Source organism: Kribbella sp. NPDC004138, assembly GCF_053603655.1.
Genome location: NZ_JBSGFZ010000010.1, coordinates 153627 through 174645, shown reverse-complemented (window position 1 = coordinate 174645; position 21019 = coordinate 153627). Strand labels below are relative to the sequence as shown.

22 protein-coding genes are annotated in these 21019 nt (G+C 70.2%); 7 read left to right on the top strand and 15 right to left on the bottom strand.

Going from position 1 to position 21019, the window contains the following annotated elements:
* Positions 1-4: 4 nt before the first annotated feature.
* Genes tilS through dacB form a run of 3 tightly spaced genes read right to left on the bottom strand, consistent with a single transcriptional unit; the run spans position 5 to position 3515 of the window.
* The gene (tilS, locus tag ACWEOO_RS16630; protein ID WP_363712540.1) at positions 5-1045 is read right to left on the bottom strand and encodes a tRNA lysidine(34) synthetase TilS; all 1041 of its coding nucleotides are present in this window, start codon (positions 1043-1045) and stop codon (positions 5-7) included.
* Positions 1017-2111, bottom strand: a complete 1095-nt coding sequence (locus ACWEOO_RS16625) for a zinc-dependent metalloprotease (protein WP_355481899.1) — start codon at positions 2109-2111, stop codon at positions 1017-1019. Before ACWEOO_RS16625 ends, tilS begins: the two co-directional genes overlap by 29 nt.
* 39 nt (positions 2112-2150) lie before the next feature.
* Positions 2151-3515, bottom strand: coding sequence for a D-alanyl-D-alanine carboxypeptidase/D-alanyl-D-alanine endopeptidase (gene dacB / locus ACWEOO_RS16620; RefSeq protein ID WP_452143700.1), 1365 nt, complete (start codon positions 3513-3515; stop codon positions 2151-2153).
* A 50-nt stretch (positions 3516-3565) separates the two neighbouring features.
* Here dacB and ACWEOO_RS16615 point away from each other — a divergent pair, with 50 nt between their 5' ends.
* Positions 3566-4054 carry an inorganic diphosphatase gene (locus ACWEOO_RS16615; RefSeq protein WP_452143699.1) on the top strand — a complete coding sequence of 163 codons (489 nt, stop codon included), beginning with the start codon at positions 3566-3568 and terminating at the stop codon, positions 4052-4054.
* Here the strand turns inward: ACWEOO_RS16615 and ACWEOO_RS16610 are convergent.
* Positions 4051-4482, bottom strand: a complete 432-nt coding sequence (locus tag ACWEOO_RS16610) for a MarR family winged helix-turn-helix transcriptional regulator (protein WP_452143698.1) — start codon at positions 4480-4482, stop codon at positions 4051-4053. The genes ACWEOO_RS16615 and ACWEOO_RS16610 overlap by 4 nt on opposite strands.
* Before the next feature lie 88 nt (positions 4483-4570).
* Between ACWEOO_RS16610 and ACWEOO_RS16605 the strand changes: the two genes are divergently transcribed.
* From ACWEOO_RS16605 to ACWEOO_RS16595, 3 genes are read left to right on the top strand one after another with little or no spacing between them, the layout of a single operon-like run.
* Positions 4571-5530: a quinone oxidoreductase family protein gene (locus tag ACWEOO_RS16605; RefSeq protein ID WP_452143697.1), complete on the top strand. Its 960-nt coding sequence runs from the start codon at positions 4571-4573 to the stop codon at positions 5528-5530.
* Between the two features lie 13 nt (positions 5531-5543).
* Positions 5544-6434, top strand: a complete 891-nt coding sequence (locus ACWEOO_RS16600) for a LysR family transcriptional regulator (protein ID WP_452143696.1) — start codon at positions 5544-5546, stop codon at positions 6432-6434.
* Between the two features lie 47 nt (positions 6435-6481).
* Positions 6482-7189: an SDR family oxidoreductase gene (locus ACWEOO_RS16595; RefSeq protein ID WP_452143695.1), complete on the top strand. Its 708-nt coding sequence runs from the start codon at positions 6482-6484 to the stop codon at positions 7187-7189.
* A 45-nt stretch (positions 7190-7234) separates the two neighbouring features.
* Here the strand turns inward: ACWEOO_RS16595 and ACWEOO_RS16590 are convergent, their stop codons facing one another.
* From ACWEOO_RS16590 to ACWEOO_RS16570, 5 genes are all read right to left on the bottom strand, one after another.
* On the bottom strand, positions 7235-8701 hold the full coding sequence (locus ACWEOO_RS16590; RefSeq protein WP_452143694.1) for a C40 family peptidase: 1467 nt from the start codon (positions 8699-8701) through the stop codon (positions 7235-7237).
* Between the two features lie 248 nt (positions 8702-8949).
* Entirely contained in the window at positions 8950-9762 is an 813-nt protein-coding gene (locus tag ACWEOO_RS16585; protein ID WP_452143693.1) for an endonuclease/exonuclease/phosphatase family protein, read from the bottom strand.
* A gap of 331 nt (positions 9763-10093) precedes the next feature.
* Positions 10094-11164, bottom strand: coding sequence for a WD40/YVTN/BNR-like repeat-containing protein (locus ACWEOO_RS16580; RefSeq protein ID WP_452143692.1), 1071 nt, complete (start codon positions 11162-11164; stop codon positions 10094-10096).
* A 21-nt stretch (positions 11165-11185) separates the two neighbouring features.
* The gene (locus ACWEOO_RS16575) at positions 11186-12457 is read right to left on the bottom strand and encodes a ThuA domain-containing protein (protein WP_452143691.1); all 1272 of its coding nucleotides are present in this window, start codon (positions 12455-12457) and stop codon (positions 11186-11188) included.
* Positions 12458-12499: 42 nt separating this feature from the next.
* Positions 12500-13366, bottom strand: coding sequence for a helix-turn-helix transcriptional regulator (locus ACWEOO_RS16570; RefSeq protein ID WP_452143690.1), 867 nt, complete (start codon positions 13364-13366; stop codon positions 12500-12502).
* Between the two features lie 99 nt (positions 13367-13465).
* On the opposite strand from ACWEOO_RS16570, the gene ACWEOO_RS16565 reads away from it, so the two are divergent.
* A complete protein-coding gene (locus tag ACWEOO_RS16565; RefSeq protein ID WP_452143689.1) occupies positions 13466-14197 on the top strand; it encodes an SDR family oxidoreductase in 732 nt (243 codons plus the stop codon).
* Here ACWEOO_RS16565 and ACWEOO_RS16560 read toward each other — a convergent pair.
* The 4 genes from ACWEOO_RS16560 to ACWEOO_RS16545 form a co-directional block, all read right to left on the bottom strand.
* Complete coding sequence (locus ACWEOO_RS16560; RefSeq protein ID WP_130384977.1) at positions 14186-14485, bottom strand: thiamine-binding protein; 300 nt, start codon at positions 14483-14485, stop codon at positions 14186-14188. The two genes, ACWEOO_RS16565 and ACWEOO_RS16560, sit on opposite strands and share 12 nt — an antisense overlap.
* Positions 14482-16020 carry an MDR family MFS transporter gene (locus tag ACWEOO_RS16555; protein ID WP_452143688.1) on the bottom strand — a complete coding sequence of 513 codons (1539 nt, stop codon included), beginning with the start codon at positions 16018-16020 and terminating at the stop codon, positions 14482-14484. The genes ACWEOO_RS16560 and ACWEOO_RS16555 overlap by 4 nt, the downstream gene beginning before the upstream one ends.
* A gap of 29 nt (positions 16021-16049) precedes the next feature.
* Complete coding sequence (locus tag ACWEOO_RS16550) at positions 16050-16673, bottom strand: TetR family transcriptional regulator (protein WP_452143772.1); 624 nt, start codon at positions 16671-16673, stop codon at positions 16050-16052.
* 82 nt (positions 16674-16755) lie between these two features.
* Positions 16756-17214, bottom strand: a complete 459-nt coding sequence (locus ACWEOO_RS16545; protein ID WP_452143687.1) for a methyltransferase family protein — start codon at positions 17212-17214, stop codon at positions 16756-16758.
* Positions 17215-17278: 64 nt separating this feature from the next.
* Between ACWEOO_RS16545 and ACWEOO_RS16540 the strand changes: the two genes are divergently transcribed.
* Positions 17279-17821 (top strand): hypothetical protein, encoded by a 543-nt coding sequence (locus ACWEOO_RS16540; RefSeq protein ID WP_452143686.1) that lies wholly within the window; start codon positions 17279-17281, stop codon positions 17819-17821.
* Positions 17822-17849: 28 nt separating this feature from the next.
* Here ACWEOO_RS16540 and ACWEOO_RS16535 read toward each other — a convergent pair whose 3' ends face one another.
* Positions 17850-18506, bottom strand: coding sequence for a response regulator (locus ACWEOO_RS16535; RefSeq protein WP_452143685.1), 657 nt, complete (start codon positions 18504-18506; stop codon positions 17850-17852).
* Positions 18503-20440: a sensor histidine kinase gene (locus tag ACWEOO_RS16530; RefSeq protein WP_452143684.1), complete on the bottom strand. Its 1938-nt coding sequence runs from the start codon at positions 20438-20440 to the stop codon at positions 18503-18505. The genes ACWEOO_RS16535 and ACWEOO_RS16530 overlap by 4 nt, the downstream gene beginning before the upstream one ends.
* 136 nt (positions 20441-20576) lie before the next feature.
* Here ACWEOO_RS16530 and ACWEOO_RS16525 point away from each other — a divergent pair, with 136 nt between their 5' ends.
* Entirely contained in the window at positions 20577-20990 is a 414-nt protein-coding gene (locus tag ACWEOO_RS16525; RefSeq protein ID WP_452143683.1) for a hypothetical protein, read from the top strand.
* The last annotated feature ends 29 nt before the right edge of the window (positions 20991-21019 follow it).

The window sequence follows — 21019 nt, the reverse complement described above, 5'->3', positions numbered from 1 at the left end:
CGGCTCAGCCTGTCACATCCGGGCCGAGGATGATGAATCCGCCCTTGCGGATCGCCCGGACGCCCTGGGGCAGATCGATCCAGCGCTGGCCGCGCCAGTCGGTCACCAGCGCGTCGACCGACGCCACATGGCCGGCGGTCAGGTCGGTGGCGCGGCAACCGGCTTCGAGCGCGGCCTGCCGCAGGACCCGCGTCCGGATCGCGGCGGGTTGGTCCTCGAGTACGCCGACGTCGCTGCGGACCTCTCCCTCGGCCCGGCTCAGCGCGGTCTCGGCCACGTCCGCGGCGAGCTGATCGAGCGCATCCGCGTCCGCCCGGAGCAGTCCCGCCGTACGGGCCAGCGCCTCGACCACACCGGGCCCCAGCGCCTCCTCCAGCACGGGCAGCACCTCGTGACGCACCCGGACCCGCGTGTACTGCGGGTCGTCGTTGTGCGGATCGTGCCACGGCCGCAGCCCCGAGGCGATACACGCAGCAGCCGTAGTGGCCCGCGGCACCTCCAGGAACGGCCGCCGCAACAATCCCACCGCCGGGGCCATCCCCGCCAAGGACCGCGCCCCTGACCCGCGGCCCAGCCCGAGCAGCACGGTCTCAGCCTGATCGTCACGCGTGTGGGCCAGCAGCACGACATCTGCGGCCAGCTCGTCCGCCACATCCCGCAGAGCGTCGTACCGAGCCGTGCGAGCCGCGCCCTCCGGTCCGCCCTCGGTACCCACCTCGACCTCGCGGACGAGAACAGGGTCGAGCCCGAGCCCACGGCACTGCTCAGCAGCCGTCTCAGCGACGTGCGACGAGTCCGGCTGCAGCCCGTGGTCCACGATGACCGCCCCGGCTCTCAGACCGAGCTTGGGCGCCTCGAAGGCGGTAGCGGCCGCCAGCGCGAGCGAGTCCGTCCCGCCGGAGCAGGCGACCAGGACCGTCGTACCTTGCGGCAGCTCGGCCAGCGTGGCGCGGACGGCTTCCCTGGAACGGGCAACGGCCGGGTGCAGTTTCCCCCGCCGCTGCTCGACCAGGTGCTCAGCCGTGAAGTCGGGCGACCCAGGCATCGGGGTTCGCGATCTCGTTCTTGGTCGGCAACGTGTTCGGGCCGGTCCAGACCCGGTTGAAGCCCTCCATCCCGACCCGGTCGACCACCCGGCGGACGAACGCGGCGCCGTCCTTGTACTGCCGGAGCTTCGCGTCCAGCCCGAGCAGCCGCTTCAGCAGCTGGTCCACCGGGTTGCCGCTCGCGCGCCGCGACGAGAACTTGGACCGGATGGTGTCCACGGTCGGGATGACCGACGGCCCGACCCCGTCCATCACGAAGTCGGCGTGGCCCTCGAGCAACGACATGACGGCGGTCAGCCGGTCGAGCACGGCGCGCTGCTCCGGCGACTGCATCAGGTCCACCAGGCTGAGCTCGGCCTCACCACGCACCGATCTGCCCAGCCGCTGCACCGCCTCCCGGAACATGGCGGCGTACGCCGAGGCGTCCAGCTCGGCTTGGTCCAGGAACAGGGCGATCTCCGAGCGCAGGTGATCCCGCAGCCAGGGCACCGCCGTGAACTGCACCCGGTGCGTCTCCTCGTGCAGACACACCCACAACCGGAAGTCCCGTGGTACGACGCCCAGCTCGGACTCCACGTGCATCACGTTCGGCGCGACCAGCAGCAGCCGACCGGTCAGACCGGGACGGTCCGGGTCGGGCTGCGCCGGGTAGAACGGGTCGAACTGGCCGAGCACTCGCGACGACAGGAAGGCCAGCAGCGCGCCGGCCTCGATCCCCGTTACCCGGGAACCGACCGCAGACGACAGGCCGGGCGTCCGGTCCGCCTTCTCGCGCAGCTTGTCCGCGAGCGGCTGCAGCACGGTCCGGAAACCGTCCGCGTTCGCCTGCACCCAGCCGGGCCGGTCGACGATCATCACCGGGGCCGTGGCCGAGGTGGCCTGCAGCCCGGTGAACTCGCGGACATGACCCTCGGACTCGGCCGCGAACTGACGCAGCTCGGCGACCACCTGGTCCGCCTCCGCGCGGCTGACCGCCGGGCCCGGGCGCAGCAACTTCCGCGCCACGCCGGTCGCCAGCTGCCAGTCGACCATCTCGGCCGTGGTCCCGCCTTCCGCCGTACTCATACAAAGACCCTAGTGGTATGTCCCAACATGCGCCCCCGATCAGCAGCCGCAATTGGCCAGCGCGGCGGTCGCACGGTCCAGTGCGGCGCGGGCGTCCAGCGTCTTCGGGACCGGCACGCTGTCACTGGCGATCGCAAACACCAAGAGCGTGCCGGAACGGTCACGGGCGTAACCAGCCAGGCTGTGGACCCCTGTGAGCGTTCCTGTCTTCGCGCGGACCATACCGGTCCCAGTGCCCGTCCCCGCGGTGGTGAATCGCTCCCGGAGGCTCCCGTTGAAGCCGGCCACCGGTAGACCGCTCAGGAGGTGCCGCAGCTCCGGGTGGTCCTTGGACACGGCTACCCGGACCGCACCGGCGAGCAGGTCGAGCGGGACCTTGTTGGCGCGCGTCAGCCCGCTGCCGTCGTAGATCCGGGCCTTACTGACGTCCAGACCGAGCTTGGTCAGCGTGGCGCGGAGGCCCTGGACGCCACCGGCGTACGAGCCGCCGTTGCCGGTCGCGATGCCGACCTGCCGCAGCAGGACCTCGGCGCCGTCGTTGTCGCTGTGCAGGTTCACGTACTCGACGATCTGGCCGAGCGTGGGCGACTTGACCTGCGCGAGCGGCTTGGCAGCGGCGGGTGCCTTCGTGGCCTTGGTGGTCGCCGCGACCTTGATGCCGTACTGCTGCAGGAGCTTCTGGAAGGAGGTGGCGGCGGTCTGCGCCGGGGAGGTCGACCGCTTGGCCATGCCCGGCGACAGGCGTCCCTCGTTGACCCAGAGCGCCGAAGTCGGGGCAGCGATGCCCTCGGGGACGTAGTTCGCCTCCCAGTTCGCGTTGATCGCCGGCCCGGAGAACAGCGACGCGTCGTACCCGAGAGTCACCGAGGCGACGCCCTGAGCCTTCAGGGCCTTCGCCGTGCTCGCAGCCAAGGCCTGGAGGGTGGCGCGGGCCGGGAAGCCGTCGCTGGCGGAGGGCTTCGCGGCCAGCAGCGGGTCGCCGCCGCCGACCAGGACGATCGAGCCCTGGCCCGTGCTCACCACCTTGGTCGTGAAGGTGTGCTCCGGTCCGAGGTTCGCCAGCGCCGAGACCGTGGTCAGCAGCTTGAGCGTGGAGGCCGGTGTGTACGGCGTGGCGGCCCCGACCGAGAACACCGGCTTGCCGCGCGACGCGTCGTACACGTAGATGCCGTGGTGCGGGCCGAGCGACGGGTCCTTGAGGACCGCCGCGAGCGCCGTGCCGACGCCGGCCGCGGTCGGTGCGGCGCCTTCGGTGGTCGCCGGCACCAGAACGGCCGGTGCCTGCGCTGCGGCCTGCCGCGTGGTCTGCGCTGATCCGGGGACGGCGCGCGCGCTGCTCACCAGGCCGGCGCAGAGCGCCGTGGCGAGCAGCGTGACGAATGCCGCACGGGCAGGTCGGGCCACCGGGCTGCTCCTGTCATTCGGTCGGTCGGAACCGTGACAGTATCTGCCGTATGGAGTTCGACGTCTTCATCGAGATCCCCAAGGGCACTCGCAACAAGTACGAGCTGGACCACAAGACGAACCGTCTGCGGCTGGACCGGACGCTGTTCACCGCGACCCAGTATCCGTCCGACTACGGGTTCATCGAGGACACCCTCGGACAGGACGGCGACCCGCTCGACGCCCTCGTCCTGCTCCCCGAGCCGACCTTCCCGGGCTGCCTGATCCGCTCGCGCGCGATCGGCATGTTCCGGATGACCGACGAGAAGGGCCCGGACGACAAGGTCCTCTGCGTCCCGGCCGGCGACCCGCGCCAGGAGCACCTGCGCGACATCCACCACGTGCCGGAGTTCGACCGCCTCGAGATCCAGCACTTCTTCGAGGTCTACAAGGACCTGGAGCCCGGCAAGTCCGTCGAGGGCGCCACCTGGGTCGGCCGCGCCGACGCCGAGGCCGAGATCACCGCCTCCTTCGAGCGCCTGAAGACCGAGGCACACTAATCGCCTGACACGCGGCGGAGCAGGGCGAGCAGCGTCTTGCGCTCCGCCGCGGTGAGCGGCTTCAGCAGGTCCGTCTCGGCGGCGTGGATGAGCTCGTCCATCGTGGTGAGCTGCCGCTCGCCCGCCGGGGTGATCGCGACGATCTTGCGTCGCCGGTCGGCGGGGTCGACCCGCCGCGCCAGGAACTCCAGCTCCTCGAGCTCGTCGAGCAGTGTGACCAGATCGCTGCGGTCCAGCCCGATCCGGTCCGCGAGCGTCGCCTGCGCGGCCTCGCCGTCGTCGGCCAAGCTCGCCAGCACGTGGTAGTGCTGCGTCCGGACGCCGGCGTCGGTCATGTGCTGCCGGACCAGCCGTTGCGCGTGCTGACTCGCCCGCCCCAACGCCCAGAGCGCGTGGTCGGACAGCCGGTGGCTCGGCGACTTCTTCACCGCACCAACTCTATTGGCAGCGGCGACGCGCGGCGTTATCGTGGGACTTTCCCATTATTTATAACTCCCACGATATGGAGTACCCACCATGCGCGCAGTGCGCTTCCACCACCACGGCGGTCCCGACGTCCTTCAGCTCGACGAGGTCGCCGTCCCCGCGCCCGCCGCCGGTCAGGTGCTGATCCAGGCCGAGGCGATCGGGGCGAACGCGATCGACACCGTGCTCCGCCGCGGCAACTCCCCCTGGGACCGGCCGCTCCCCGGCACGCTGACCGGCGACGTCGTCGGCCGCGTCGTCAAGCTCGGGCCCGGCACGCCGCCCGCCCTCCTCGGCCAACGGGTCAGCGCCCTGTCAGAGGATGCGTTCGGCGACTACGCGGTTGCCGACGCCGCCTTCCTCGCGCAGATCCCCGACAACGCCGACGCGGCCGAGGCGACGATGATGTCGATGACCGCCCCGCTCGCTCTCCGGCTCCTCGAAGCGGGCCGCCTCCCGGCCGGAGGCACTGTCCTGGTCCATTCGGCCGCCGGCACCGTCGGCCACCTCGCGGCCCAGCTCGCCCGCTCCTACGACCCGAAGACGATCATCGGTACGGCGTCCTCCCCCGCCCGCCTCGACTTCATCCGCGACCTCGGCGCCGAGCCCGTCGACCTGACCGACCCCGCGTGGCCGGACCGGGTCCGCGCGATCGCCCCCGACGGCCTCGACACGGTCCTCGACGCGATCGGCGGCACCGTCTTCGCGCAGGGCCTCGACCTGGTCAAACCCCTCGGCACGATGGTGTCGTACGGCGCGATCAGCACCGAGGTCCCGATGATCCCGGCGCTCGGCCTGCGGTCGCGATCGGTGACCGGGGTCTCCCTCTACGGCTGGCAGCAGGCGCGGCCGGACGAGGCGCGTGCCGACATCGCCGAGGCCACCCGGCGCTGGCAGACCGGCGAACTCCGCCCGGTCGTGCACGCGACCCACCCGCTCGCCGACGTCGCCCGGATCCACGAAACCCTCGACGCCCGGGCCAATCTCGGTCGGCTCGTCGCGACCCCCTGATTAGAATCGTCCGGTGGAGCTTCGGCAGCTGCGGTACTTCGTCGGCGTCGCCGAGGAGCTGCATTTCGGCCGGGCCGCCGAGCGGCTGTACATCTCCACCCCGACCCTCAGCCAGCAGATCAAGCAGCTCGAGCGCGAGGTCGGCACCAGCCTGCTGATCAGGCACAGCCGCGGCGTCGAACTGACCCCGGCCGGGCAGGTCTTCCTGGCCCGCGCCCGGGAGACCATCCAGGCGGCCGGCCTGGCGCTGAAGGACACGCGCCGGGCCGCCGGCCTGGACGAACCGGTGCTCCGGCTCGGCCTGCTGAACGGAATCCCCGGCTGGCTCCCGGCCGCCCTCGAACAGCTCGCCGCCGAACGCTTTCCGGCCGGCACGGTCACGCTGGAGGCCGGCACCACCACCGACCAGCTCCGGATGCTCGGCGCCGGCGAGATCGACCTCGGCCTGGTCCGCGCACCGGTGACGTTGCCGCCGGCCATGACATCGGAGCAGCTCGCCGACGAAGAGCTCGGCGTCCTGCTGACCGCGACCCATCCGCTCGCCACCGAACCCGAACTGACGCTCGACGACCTGGCAGGGCTCGAGCTGATCTGGATCCCGCGCGCCGCCGCGCCCGAGTTCTACGACGACGCGCTCCGCCGGATCGGCACCGGCGTACGGCTGAGCGACATCAGCATGAGCCACTCGCAGCTGCGGTCGGCCCTGCTCGTCCGGCGCTCCGCGATCAGCCTCGGCTCCCGCCGCGCCGCCACGCCGGACATCGTCTGGCGACCGCTCGCGGGCCGGCCGATGATCGCCCGGTACGCCGCCGTGTGGCGCACCGACTCGACCAATCCCGTGCTCCGGGCGATGACCGTTAGTCCCGGCCTAACGGTCGTTAGGCAACACGACGTGGCGGACTGACTCACCTGGTGGTTGGCTCGAATCGTCAACCACCGAAGGAGAAACAGTTGCGGGAACACGTCGTGATCGTCGGCGGAAGCTCCGGTATGGGCCGCGCCCTCGCCGCCGAACTCGTTGCCCAGGGCAGCGAAGTCACCGTCGCCGGGCGATCGGCGGACAAGCTCGCCGACGTACGCCGGGAGCTCGGCGTCCGCACCGTCGCCATGGACGTCGGCGTCGAGCAGGACATCGAGCGGCTCTTCGCCGTCACCGGCACGGTCAGCCACATCGTCAGCACGGCCGCCGACGTCGGCGGCGCCTACCAGCCGATCGCGGCGTACGACGTCCGCGCGGCCCGCTCCGCGGTCGACTCCAAGCTGCTCGGACCGCTGCTGCTCGCCAAGCACGGCGCGCCGCTGCTCGAACCCGGCGGCTCGATCGTGTTCACCTCGGGCATCGCGGCGTACCGGCCGGGCCCCAGGGCTTCGTTGCTCGCGGCACTCAACGGCGCACTGGCATCGCTGGCCGCGGCGCTCGCGGTCGAACTCGCGCCGTTGCGCGTCAACGTGGTCTCACCCGGCTGGGTCGACACCCCGATCTGGCAGGACGTCGCCGGCGACGCGGCGCCGGAAACCCTGGCCGCGATGGCGGCCCGCCTCCCGGTCGGCCGGATCGGCCGGACCCAGGATATCGCCGCGGCGATCATCGCCCTGCTGCGCAATGGTTTCATCACCGGCACCGTTCTGCACGCCGACGGCGGACACCGGCTGGCCTAGGAAAGGAGCGTCCCCGGCAACGCGCCGTTGCCGGGGACCGCTGGATCAGGGGCGACCGAAGAAGTCCGGGGGCTCCCAGTAGTACACGCTGTCGATCTGCACCGGCTTGCCGGTCCGCGGCGCGTGGATCATCCGCCCGTTGCCGAGGTACATCGCGACGTGGTGGATGGTGCCCGGGTCGTTGGGGTCCAGCGACCAGAAGATCAGGTCGCCGGGCCGCAGCTCGTCCTCGTCGATGTGCCGGATCTGTTCGTACTGCGCGACGCTGTAGTGCGGCAGCTGGACGCCGGCCTGCTCCCACGCACCCTGCGTCAGCCCGGAGCAGTCCCACCGGTTCGGGCCGGTCGCGCCCCACAGGTACATGTCGCCGAGCTGCCGCATCGCGAAGTCGATCGCGGCCTGCGCGCCCTTCCGCGTGCCGTGGCTGCCGCCGTCGTTGCCGCCGTCGTTGCCGCCGTCGTTGCCGCCGTCGTTGCCGCCGTTGTTGTCGCGCGGCGGGGTCGGCTTGTGGCGCTTCGGCGGGTTCTTCTTGCCGCTGTCCTGGTTCTGCTTCTGCTGCTCGCGCTCCTCGCGGGCCTTCTCCGCGGCCTCGCGGGCCGCCTCGGCCGCCTCCCGGCGCCGCTCGGCGGCCTCCCGGGCGGCGATCCGGCGCTTCAGCTCGGCGGCCTTGCGCGCGGCCAGCTCGGCGGCGCGCTGCCGGGCGAGCTCCTCGAGCCCGCGCTGCCGCTGGGCGGCGACCTGGACCGAGATGTTCTGCAGGGTGGCGAGCTGCGCGATCGACTGCTTGCGCTGGACGCCGATCGCGGTCACCGCCGCGGACTGCGCGGCCTCCGCGGCCTCGGCCGCCTTCTTCGCCTTGGCCGCCTCGTCGGTCGCCTTCTTCACCTTCACGACGGCCTGGTCGGCCTGCACCTTGAACAGGTTCGTCATCACCTCGGTGGCGGTGAACCGCAGGTACGAGCCCTGCATCGCCGCCGACACCGAATGCGCGGTGCCGGCCGAGTCGAGCAGCTCCTGCGGGCCCTCCGCGGTGAAGAGCGGAGCGAGCTTCGCGACGTCACCGCCGCCCTGGTACGACGCGGCGGCGAAGCGGCCGATCTGCTGCCGCTGGGCGGCCAGCGTCTTCTGGGCCTCGGCGGCCCGGGCCGCGGCGGCGGCCGCCTCGGCCTTGGCCTGCTGCAGCCGGTAGACGGCGCCGTTGTACGCCTCGTCGGCGATGCCGGACTGGACGCCGAGTTGCTCCAGCCGCGCGGCCGCGGCGGCGAGCTGGCGCTCGATCGCGCCGACCTGAGCGGCCTTGGAGGCGGCGGCCTGCTTGGCACGCTCGACGGCGGCCTTGGACGGAATCACCGGCGGCTTCGGCTTGGCGGCCTCGGCCGGGAGGGTGGGCACGGCCATGGCACCGGCCAAGCAGATCGCGAGCACCCCGGAGAGCAGCACCTTGCCTGCCCTGCCGGTCTTCCCAGCACTCGTGACCCGCTCGCCGGACGTGGCCCTGAGGGGCGTCCGCATCGGGATGGTTCCTTCCGCCGGTCACGAACCCCTTCCCCAGGGTTCGTGAACTTTTGGTCCTCCTGGACCACATACGTGACACTAGTTGCCTGTAGCCCCATTGGGAACAGCTTTCACACAAGTATCTTTGTTTCACCCGTGTGTCGACTTGACAAACTACAAGCTTGTAATTCCGCGAATCCGCAGGTGAGCGCACGAAAACGCCCCTCCGGCCGGCGCCGGAGGGGCGTTTCTGCGAGCTGCTGGGTTCAGCTCAGGACGAACGAGGCGACCACCGGCAGGTGGTCCGAGGCCGGCGTCACGGGGACGGCGGCCTTCGTCGGGCGCAGGCCTGCGCTGTGCAGCTGGAAGTCGATCCGCTTGGTCGGGTTGTCCGCCTCGATCGTGTAGCCGGGGCCGCTGCCGACCTCGTCCCAGGTGTCGGCGTACACCGCGGTCAGCGTCTTGATCTCGGGCTTCTCGGGCGTCGCGTTCAGGTCGCCGACGAGCAGCGTCGGGGTTTCGGAGCCGCTGAGCAGCTCGACCACCTGCTGCGCCTGCTCGAGCCGTTCGGCGTTGTTGTTGCTGGTCAGGTGCGTGTTCGCGAACCGCAGCTTGGCGCCGCGCACCGTGATGTCCGCCACGGCCAGACCGCGCTGCTCGCCGGTCGGGTAGAGCGGCAGAAGGGTGTTCTCGAAGTCCTGGATCGGGTACTTCGACAGGATCGCAGTGCCGTACTGACGCCGCGGCTCACCCGGGTTCAGCGGCGGCAGGTCGAGGTTGGCGGCGTACGCGTAGTGCATCTTCAGCCGCTGCGCGAACCAGGCCGGCTGGTCGACCCAGTTGCTCCGCTCGGCCCAATGCCGGTCGACCTCCTGCAACCCGATCACGTCGGCCCCGGACTGCTCGATCAGGGCGGCGATCCGCTCGAGATCGAGGACGCCGTCGATCCCGGCGCCGTGGTGGATGTTGTACGTCATGACGGTCAGCGGCCGGCCCGGACGACCCGCGTCGGGCTGAGCCGCGGCAACGGTGGGGACCACCATCAGCAGTCCGGCGAGAACGGTCAGCAATTTACGCATGACCACATCCTTCCGGAAAACCGGCGACACCCGCGCGACGAGCGGGTGTCGCCGGTCTGAACGTGAGAGGGCGCCCGCGGACCGCTGAGCGCGGAGCTGGAAGGCACCGCGACGTGCTGGTCGCGTTCGTGACCTCGACCGACGTCAGGGTGCAGCGCGCCGGCGAGCACCCACCGCCGCGCAGCACCATCTGAGGGGTCAACCCTCCCCGTTGCCGCTTTGCCCCCCGGTATGCACGGGGTCAACCGGCGATCTGCGGGGTTGACCCCTGAGATGGCCGTTCCGGGGAGGCGCCGGGGACGCCATCACGGCCGTCGTGCGGCGTTCCGGCTCAATGCACGAGCCGGCCGACGGCTCCGTTCGCGCCGGAGGCCCAGCAGCCCGCGTTGACGCCGTGGCCGGCGCATTCGACGCTGTCGAAGCTGCCGTCGTAGAACTGCTTCCAGCTGCGGCCGCCGTCGAAGCTGACGTCGCTCCCGGACGGGCCGACCGCGAGCACGGTCGTCGGCGACCACGGGACGAAGTGCGACCCGCTCCGGTAGCCCTTCGGCGCCTTGTCCGCCGGCACCAGCTGCCAGGTCCGGCCACCGTCGGAGGTGACGGACGCGGCCTTCACGGCCTCGGTCGGCTTCAGGAAGTCACCACCGACCGCGACGCCGAACAAGCTGTTCCGGAACGCAAGGCTGAAGATGCCGGCCGCTGCGCCGCTGGCCATCGGCGAGTCCGCGACCGTCCAGTGCCTGCCGCCGTCGATGGTCCGGAACACCCGCGGCCGGTCACCGCCGCCGCTCGCGAACCACGCCGTCCGGCCGTGCCCGGCGACCAGGCAGGTGCCACTCGCCGCGAACGCGAACTCGCCGGCGAGCGCGGCCGGCATCCCGTCGCCCGGCTGCACGGTCCAGGACTTCCCGCCGTCGGACGTCGCGGCGATCCGGAACTTTCCGTCCACCGGGTCGCTCAACGCCAGGCCGTGCTTGTCGTCGTTGAACGCGATGCAGTCGTAGAACGCGTTCGCGTCCGTGTTCCGGAACGTTTCCGTCCAGGTCTTTCCGCCGTCGGCCGTGCGGTACACCCGGGAGTCCTCGCCGGTCCCGATCGTCAACGCGACCGCGCGCCGCGCGTCGAACGCCTCGACATCGCGGAACTGCAGCGCTTCGGCGCCGGCCGGGCTGACGTTCTGCCAGTGTTTCCCGCCGTCGACCGTCCGCAGCACGGTCCCGCCCGACCCGCCCACCCAGGCGACGTCCTTGCTGACCGCCGCGAGTCCACGGAACTGCGCCGTGGTCCCGGTCGGTGTCAGCTCCCAGCGGTACGACGATCCGCCGTGAGCCTGGGCGGGCACGACCTGACCCATCAACAACAGACCTCCTGCCGCCAAAGCGGCCACACGCAGGATTCTCATGCGCCGCAATCTAACCGCAGCTCAGGCTGTCGTCAGCTGGAAAGACTGAGCAGTTCCTCCGTTGCAGGTGAGTTGGACGAGTTGGGTGCTGTCGGCGGCCGAGCCGTTGGGGACGGTCAGGCACTTGCTGCTGAGCCGGCTGACGAAGTGGAAATAGCCGCCGCCTTCGGAAACGGCCTGCCACTGCTGGTTGTTTCCGCCGCCGTACGTCCACAGCTGCAGCCCCGCGTTGTCCGCCGCCGAAACCCCGGTCACGTCGATCACCTTGGTGGCGTCATTGCGGTTGTTGACCCGCGTGAAACCGCTGGACGTCGGCTGGAACTGGAACTGCTGCGCCTGCGTGCCGTTGCAGGTGTACTGCTGGATCACGGTGCCGTTGGCGGTCCCGGCCGCGCGGGCGTCGACGCATTTCCCGTTGGCCTTGTTCGCAATCGAGTACCACGAGGTCGGCGACGGCTGGTCGGCCGGCGGCGTCGTACCGGCCCCGCCCAGCCACTTCAGCGCGTCCATCATGAACTGGTTCTGCGCCGGGCTGTCGAAGGTCGACGAGAGCCGGGTGTTGGTCTCGTAGTTCATCGCGTTGTGGCCGAAGTTCGCGTAGATCATCTTGTAGTTCTTGTTGGTCCAGATGATCGGGTAGTAGCCGCTGTACCAGGACTGGTTCGGGTCGGTGCCGACCGGGAAGCTGGAGGCGTCGATCGAGGCCAGGATCTGGATGTCCGGGTTGTTCCGCAGGTCGTTCTGCCAGCTGTACCACTCACTCACCGAGGAGCGGAACGTCGCGCCGGTGTTCACCAGCGCGGGGTGCGAGCGGTTCTCGGTCCGCAACGTGACCGCGGTCGGGCCCCAGGTGTTGGACTGGAACCGGCCGGTGCCGAGCAGCGTGTTGTTGAACCACGGCCAGCCGCCGCTCGCGTCGTTGTACGCCGCGACGTGGAAGCCGAAGAACGCGCCGCCGTTGTCCAGGTAGTTCTTGAACCCGTTGCGCTGCGCGTCGGTGTGCGGCGAGTCGTCGAGGAACATCACCACCTGGTACTGCGCGGCGCTCAGGTTGTTGAGCTGGTCCCAGTTGTTCGTCGCGGTGTAGGTGAAGCCGTTCTGCGCTCCGAGCTCCGGAAAACGCTGGTTGGCCTCTTTCTCGAAGTCGATGTGGGCGGCGTCCCAGGTCCCGCTGTAGAAGGCGAGCACCTTGAAGGTCGCCTGGACTCCGGCGACCGCGGTCGAGGTCAGGCCGCTGATCAGCAGCACCAGGGCGAGCAGGAATGCGGACAGGCGAAATCGATCGGAAAGCATGGGGGCGGACCTTTCCGTCAGAACCTTCTGAAATTTCAGTCCTTAAATTAACTCCCGATCAAAGCCCTGTCCAGAGCTCATCGCCTGGCTGCCCAGAACGCCCAGCAAGCGCAGCTTCTCGGCGCTCTCGCTCCCCGGCTCCGGGGTGAACACGATCAGCGTCTGCTGCTGGTCCCGGTTGTCGATCAGCTCGCAGTACAGCTCCAGCTCACCGACGACCGGATGCCGGAACCGCTTGGTCCGGCTGTGCGCGACGACCACCTCGTGCGCGTCCCAGATCTCGGAGAACTCCGGGCTGAGCTTGCGCAGCGCGCGGACGATCGAGGCGGCGTACGACTTCGGGCCGTCGATCGTCGCGACCGTTCGGAGCATCGAGACCAGCAGGCGGCTGTGCGTCGACAGCTCGGGTTCGGCGTACAGCGCCCGCGTCTCCGGATGCACGAACCAGCGGTAGACCTCGCTGCGCTCCATCCCGTCGAAGTTGGTCAGCTCGCCGGCGAACGCGACGTGGGCCGGCGTCTGCGCGACGACCTCGCCGCACCGGTTCAGCAGCAGCGCGGGTGTGTCGTGCAGTCGATCCAGGATCCGCAGCATGCCGGGGTCGACGTGGCAGGCCCGTGTCGCGCGCGGCGGCGTACCGTGACCGGCCAGCAGGAACAGGTGGTCGCGCTCCTCCAGCGTCAGGCGCAGCGCCCGCGCGATCGCCCCGAGCATCTCGACCGACGGCTGCGGGCCGCGTCCGCCCTCGAGCCGGCTGTAATAGTCGGCCGACATCGACGCCAGCGCCGCGACCTCCTCGCGGCGCAACCCCGGCGTACGGCGGCGGCGCCCACGGGGCATCCCGACGTCTTCGGGCTGCAGGGCCTCGCGGCGTTTGCGCAGGAAATCGGACAGGTCGGCGTACTCCATGTCTCCAGTGTCCACGGGCCCCGGCGGTTAACCACTGCTTGCCGAGCAGTGGCTGACCGCAGCCTGGTTGCCCGCGGCATCCGCTTCCACGCTGGAGCCATGAGAACAACAGGAAACACGATCTTCCTCACCGGCGGTACGTCGGGTATCGGTCTCGAACTCGCCCGCCGGTTCCGCGACCTCGGCAACACCGTGATCATCACCGGCCGCCGCAAGGACCTGCTCGACAAGATCACTGCCGAGGACGGCATCGAGGGCGTCGAGCTCGACGTCGCGGACCCGGCGTCGATCACCGCGGCCTACGAGACTGTCATGACCAAGCACCCGAACCTGAACGTGCTGATCACCATGGCCGGCATCATGCAGGTCGAGGACCTCCGCGACCACGATCTGGCGACGGCCGAGCAGACGATCACCACCAACCTGCTGGGCACCATCCGCACGGTCACGGCCTTCACGCCGCACCTGCTTCAGCAACAGGACGCGGTGATCATGACGGTCTCCTCAGGTCTGGCCTTCGTGCCGCTGGCGATGACCCCGACGTACAGCGCCACCAAGGCGGCCGTCCACAGCTACACACAGAGCCTCCGCCACCAACTGCCGCTCCAGGTGATCGAGTTGGTCCCGCCCGCCGTACAGACCGCCCTCCTCAACCAGGAGAACGACGAGCGCGCGATGCCGCTGGCCGAGTACGCCGACGAAACGATCCAGCTACTCGAGGACCACCCGGACGCCGAGGAGATCCTCGTCAACCGCGTCCACTTCCTCCGCGACGCCGAGCGGGAGAACCGCCACGACCAGGTCTTCGCGGCCCTGAACTCAGTCGCCTAACGCCTGCTCGATCCGCTCCACCTTCGCGGCGAGCTGGCCGGTGTAGCCGGGGCGGATGTCCGCCTTGAGTACCAGGCTGACCCGGGGCGAGACGGCCGCGACCGCGTCCACCGCCTGCTTCACCACCGCCATGACCTCGTCCCACTCGCCTTCGATGTTCGTGAACATCGCGTTGGTCTCGTTGGGAAGACCGGAGGCGCGAACGACACGGACGGCCTCGGCCACCGCTTCGCTCACGCCTCCGGTCTCGTCACCTGCTGACGGGCTGATGCTGAATGCGACGATCATGCATCCAGGATGTCAGGCTCCTCTTGCGCGCGGCGCTCGGCGCCGGAGGTGGTGAGCAGGGCCTTCTCCTTGATGAACAGGACCGCGACCAGGGCCAGCACCGCGAACGGGACCGACATCATGAACAGGTCCGCGGTCGCCGCGCCGTACGCGTTCTCGACGATCGTCCGGATCTCCGGCGGCAGCTCGGCGATGTTCGGCACCGCGTTGCCGGCGCCGGACGAGGCGCCGCCCGGGTTCAGCGTCTCGGTGACCTTGTTCGCCAGGATCGCACCCAGGACGCTGACGCCGATCGTGCCGCCCATGCTCCGGAAGAAGCTGACCGCGGACGTCGCCGCGCCCAGCTCCCGCGCCGGTACGTCGTTCTGCGCGGCGAGGACCAGGTTCTGCATCACCAGGCCGATGCCGACGCCGAGGACGAGCATGAAGCTCCACAGCATGTACTTCGAGGTGTGCGCGTCGATCGTGCCGAACAGCGCCAGCCCGATCGGCAGCAGCACACTGCCGACGACCAGGTAGATCTTCCAGCGGCCGTATTTCGTGATCAGCGCGCCGGCGATCGTGGACGCGACCATCATGCCGAGGATCAGCGGCAGGCTCATCAGGCCGGCCTTGGTCGGCGTGTAGCCCTGGGCGATCTGGAAGTACTGCGCCAGGAACACCGAGCCGCCGAACATCGCGACACCGACGAGCGCGCTGGCGACGATGGCCAGCGTCACCGTGCGGTTGCGGAACAGGTCCATCGGGATGGTCGGCTCCGGGTGCCGGCGCTCGACCAGGACGGCCGCCGCGAGCGCGACCAGCGCGACCGCAACCAGCCCGAAGCTCCACCCGGAGACCCACTCGAACTTGTTGCCGGCGAACGAGGACCAGACGAGCAGCGTGCTCACGCCGCCCATGATCAGCACCGCGCCCCACCAGTCGATCTTCACGTCCCGGCGGACGGTCGGCAGCTTCAGCGTGCGCTGCAGCAGCACGATCGCGGCGAGCACGAACGGCACGCCGACCAGGAAGCAGGCCCGCCAGCCGAGCGGCGAGTCGACCAGGAAACCGCCGAGCAGCGGCCCGCCGACGGTCGCCGACGCGAAGATCGCGCCGAAGATGCCGGAGTACCGGCCGAGCTCGCGCGGCGGGATGATCGCCGCCATCACGATCTGCACCAGCGCGGTCAGACCGCCGGCGCCGAGGCCCTGGAGGACGCGGCTGCCGAGCAGCACCTCGATGTTCGGCGCGAAGCCGGCCACCAGGGAGCCGATCACGAAGAAGCCCAGCGACAGCTGGACGAGCAGCTTGTTGTTGTAGAGGTCGGCGAGCTTGCCCCACAACGGCACGGTGGCCGTCATCGTCAGCAGCTCGAGCGTGACGACCCAGGTGTACGACGACTGACTCGCCCCCAGGTCGTGAATGATCCGCGGCAACGCGGTCGACACCACGGTGCCGGCCAGGATCGCCACGAACATGCCCATCATCAGGCCGGAGATGGCCTGGATGGTCTGCCGCGGCGTGAGTGTCGTTGCGGTGCTGACCTCAGCCACGGGTTCCGGTGTGGATGACGAGGTCGTCGTCATGAGTGACCTTTCTGGTGGTGATCCGGCCCGAAGTCGGGATCGGTGCCTCGGGCAAGTAGTTGGAAGCCTTCGTCGAGCAGGTCGCGGATCGGCCGGTCCGGGGCGGTCTTGTGCAGCTCCACCGCGACCCGGCAGGCGGTGCCGGCGGCGCTGACGATCAGCGCCGGCCGGATCGACCCGGCCGGTTCGCCCATCCGCTCGCGGAGTGCGGCCGTCAGCTGCCGCTCGTCGTCGATACTCGACAGCATCAGCTGGTACAGCAGGCTCGGTGAGCTCATGATCAGCTCGCCGCGGCGCGACAGCTGGCCGTCGCTCTCCAGGTCCCGCAGGACCTCGTGGACGATGAACCACATCGTGGTCAGCGGCGACTCGCCGGCCGGGGCCGTCCGCAGCCGCTCCAGCGCCGCCTCGAGCTGCTCGGGATTGCGCGCGAGGATCGCGTGCTCCTTGTGCGGGAAGTAGTTGAAGAAGGTCCGCACCGAGACGTCGGCCGCCTCGGCGATCTCCTCGACCGTCACCTGGTCGGGCCCCTTCTCCAGCGCCAGCCGCAGCGCGGCCTCGGCCAGAGCCGCCCGCGTCTGCTGCTTCTTGCGCTCCCGCAACCCACCCTCGACGTGCATCACGCCGTCAAGGCTACGGACAAACTTGCAGTCACTGCAAACAATTATTCCCTGCAACTTTGCAGCCGTGCAGGTTGCCCGCCTAGCGGCGCCGCGGGATCCAGGCCGGGACGGTCCGGCAGTACTCCTCGTACCGGCGGCCGTACCGCGCCCGCAGCGCCGGCTCCTCGTACCACCGGACGAACGACGCCATCACGGCCCAGGCGAGGACGCCATACGCCAGCACCCGCCAGTCGAGGAACACGAGCGCCTGCCCGAGGATCGCCGCGACCACGCCGACGTACATCGGGTTCCGCACGAACCGGTAGTCGCCGCCGACCACGAGCTCCTCGGTCGGCGCGACCGGGGCCGGCGTGCCCCGCCCTTCGCGGACGAAGCGCACGAACGCTCGCAGTACGACGAACGCACCCGCGGCCACGATCACGAACCCCGGCCAGAACCGCGGCGCGGCCCAGCCACTGACCCACCACGGCAGCACTCCCGCGACGACACAGGGGGCAGCGAAGAAGAACACCGTGCTGCCGAGGATCGCTTTGACCATGGGGATCCCTTAGAATGTGTGCAGAGCCTCCGGCACGGATTCCCGTGTGCGGAGGCTTTCGTGTATGACGACTCTTCTCTACAAGGCCGCGGGTGACATCCACGGTGACGACATCCTGCCGCTCAACCAGTTACGGACGCACTACCCCGACATCTACGCGCGCGAGCTCGGCAAATACGCCGCCCGGCTGGAGACCCTCGAGAACCCGGTCTACCCGCTCGGCTGCTGCTGGGCCGACGTCGTGTTCCTCTCCCCCGTCCACCCGGCCCCGATCTTCGCCGCACTCCAGCAGTCCGGCCGGATCGGCCCCGTCGTCATTGACTACTGGACGATCGACGCCGCCCTGCTCGACCCCGCCAACACCTGCATCCTGCTGAAACGCCACGACCCCGAACTCCGCCCGCAACCACCCGAGGACTTCCTGCCGTACACCCCCGAGGCCGCGGCCGCCCTCTCGACACCGTCCGACCGGGCCCTCGACCGTCTCCGCAACCTCAACCCCACGGAGCCCCTTTATCCGTGGGCCGATATCCCTCACGTCCTGCACCGAGGCCCGATCCCCCTGGCCCGCTTCCGAACCTCAGGCGGCAGCCCGGTCGAACGCTGACCTCGGTGGCGAACCGGGTACGGCGCGATCAGCCGAACCCCTGGCTTCCGAGGCCGGCGTCGCGGGCGCGGGCCACGGCTTCGGCGCGGCCGGCGACGTGGAGTTTGGTGAAGATGTTGGAGACGTGATTGCGGACCGTCTTGTCACTGACGACCAACTGGCGCGCGATCGCGGCGTTCGTCAAGCCTCGGGCGACCAGGTCGAGGATCTCACGCTCGCGATCGGTCAACTCGGGGAACGGCGCGACTTCCGGCCCCGGCCGGCCGGCGGCGAAGTACGCCAGCACCCGACCGGCGATCGCCGACGAGAACACCGCCTCGCCGTGCGCCACCCCGTCCAGCGCCCGCCCGATCTGGGCCCGGTCGGCTCCCTTCAGCAGATATCCACGCGCACCGGCCCGGACAGCGGCGAAGACCGACTCGTCGTTCTCCAGCATCGTCAGCACGAGTACGGCGATGTTCGGATGCCGCTGCGTCACCCGCCGGGTCGCCTCCACGCCGTTCAGCACCGGCATGTGCAGATCCATCACCACGACATCCGGTTCCAGCTCCTCGGCAAGCCGGACCGCCTGCTCACCGTCCGCCGCCTCACCGACCACTTCCTTTCCCGGCATGGTCGAGATCGCGGTGACAAGGCCCTCGCGGTACAACGGGTGGTCGTCGACCACCAGCACTCGCACCGTCATACCGCCTCCTTCGGCAGCAGCGCGGTCACCGTCGTACCGAACGGGCCGGATTCGATCTGCAGCTGACCGCCGAGTTCCTCGGCCCGCTCGCGCATCGACGCCGTACCGACGCCCACTCGCGGTCGATCGGGCAGCCCGCGACCGTCGTCGGCGACCTCGATCCGCACGCACTCGTCCGCGTCGCACACCCGGACGGCAACGGTCCCCGCACCAGCATGCCGGACCGCGTTGCCGGTCGCCTCACCAGCGATGTGGTACGCCGCGACTTCAACAGCGGCAGGCAGTCCCGGGATCTCGTCCGCGGTCACCCGCACCTTGGTCGTACCTGTGGACAACCGGTTCCCCAACGCGCGCACCGCGGCCGCCAGCCCGAGCTCGTCCAGCATCGGCGGCCGGAGCTCGTGCACCAACGCCCGGACGTCCGCGACCGCCGCGTTCAGCCGCGGCACCAGGCGATCGAGCAGCTGCCGGGCGGCTTCCGGATCGTCCGCCGCGAGGTCACGCGCGGTCTCCAGGTGCAGAGCGAGAGCGGCCAGCGACGGCCCCACGCCGTCGTGGAGGTCGCGGCGGAGCCGTCGCCGTTCCTCCTCCCGCGCGACCACGACGGCCTCGCGCGCACGCTGCGCCTCGCGGGCCAGCAGGACGGTGTGCGCCGCGACGGCGGCCTGCACGGCGAGTTCGTCGAGAGCGCGCAGCTCGTGCCGGTCGAACTCCGACGACCGCGCGACCGTGAGCTCACCGAGCGACTCACCGGCGTACATCAGCTCGACGGTCGTGCCCCCACTCGAGCCGTCGCCGTACGACGTCACCGATCCGTCCCGCAGCTCGAGCGTCGCACGCGCTGCCCGCAGCGACCGCGCCACCCGCTCGACCACCGACGGCAGGACCCGTTCGGTCAGGTCGTCGGGTGTGGTGGCCGCCGCCAGTCGCCGGCCCAGTCGCGTGAGTACGGCGTACGGCTCCTCGACATCGCCGTGCACCAGGCGATTGACGTGCCGCTGAAGCCAGGAACGCAGGGGCAACGCGGCCAGCGCAACCACGGTTGTCGCGAGGATCGGCGTACCGGTCGTGGTGCCGAGTCCATCGCCGACCAGCCACACGGTGCCGGCATACAGGGCGACCACGAGCGACGACAGACCGCCGTACACCAGTGCTCGCGAGATGACGACGTCCACATCCCACAAGCCGTGGCGCAGCACCGCGATCCCGATCGCGATCGGCAGTGGGAGCATCGCGAGAGCCGCGACCGGACCGGTCGCGGCGGCCGGGAGCAACCTCGCGATCCCGAACAGGACGAGCGTGCAGGCATACCCGACAAGGACCCATTTGAGCTGCTGTCGCTCGAGATCCGCGGCCGCTCGCCACCTGGTGGCCAATGAGACGAGGCCCAGCAGGATCGCGACGAGAAGCAGTAAGCCGGTGACCGCACCGGCGATCGGGCCGCCGACGGCCGCGACGGCGAGTGGGTTCGTCGCACCGCGGAGGGCCTCAGGGAAGTCTTGGGAGTCGTACGGCGTGAGCGCCCAGACGAGCGTGATCGCGGCAGCTGCGGCGAGGTTCACCAGGAGCGCGAGCCGGGACCGCGCGCGGCCGTCCGGCAGCAGCACCGGGAGCAGTACGGCGATCGCGACGTACCCGGGCGCCCAGAGCCAGGCACCCAGCCAGGTCGTCCAGTTGTCGCCGGTGAGCGCCCCGAGCTCGCTGCCGAGCAGTGCGAGACCTTGGGTGAGCGCAATCGCTCCCAGCACGAACTGGATCCGGTGGGCGCCGGGTGAGCGCAGGAGCAGGGCCGTGAGCCCGTACGCGACCGCGGCCGCGAGCTCCATCAACCAGAACGACGGCCCCATCGCGCGGCCCGCGGCGGCGTTGACCGCGTGGACGCCGGCGCCGAACAGTCCGGCGAGAATCGCGAGTATTCCGGGAACTACCCCCATGAAGGCATCATCGCCGCCGAGGTGTCCCGGCGTCACGGGACAAGAAGTCCCGAGCCGGAACGTGATGCCCACCCCTGCCCGCCGGGACGCACCGGCCGGGACCGTGGAGCGCATCAACTTCTACCAAGGAGACACCGTGACAACCACACCCGGCACCACTGGCACCACCACCGACCTCACCACCGGCCCCACCGCCGATTCCACCACCGGCCATCGGCGGCCCGCGGCGGTTGTCGCGTCGGTGCTGGTTGCGCTGATCGCGGCGGTCGGCGGATACGGGGCGATCTACTTCACCGGCCTGGAGGGCTGGGACGGGATCGGGGTGAGCTTCGTGGTTGCGTACGAGTTCCTCAGCCTCATCGGCCTGGTGGCAGCCGTCGCCCACCTCCGAGGCCACCGCCTCGGACGCCCGGCCGTCATCCTCTACGCCACCTGGATCATCTACTTCACCCTCTACAAACTGATCGCCTTCCAGGAGCTCCAGGCCATCCCCTTCGGCGTCCTGGCGGCGATCGCTCTCGCCTGCGTGATCCGCCCGCCGGCCCGCTGACCCTCGTTCGGGGATCTACCCTCGTCGGG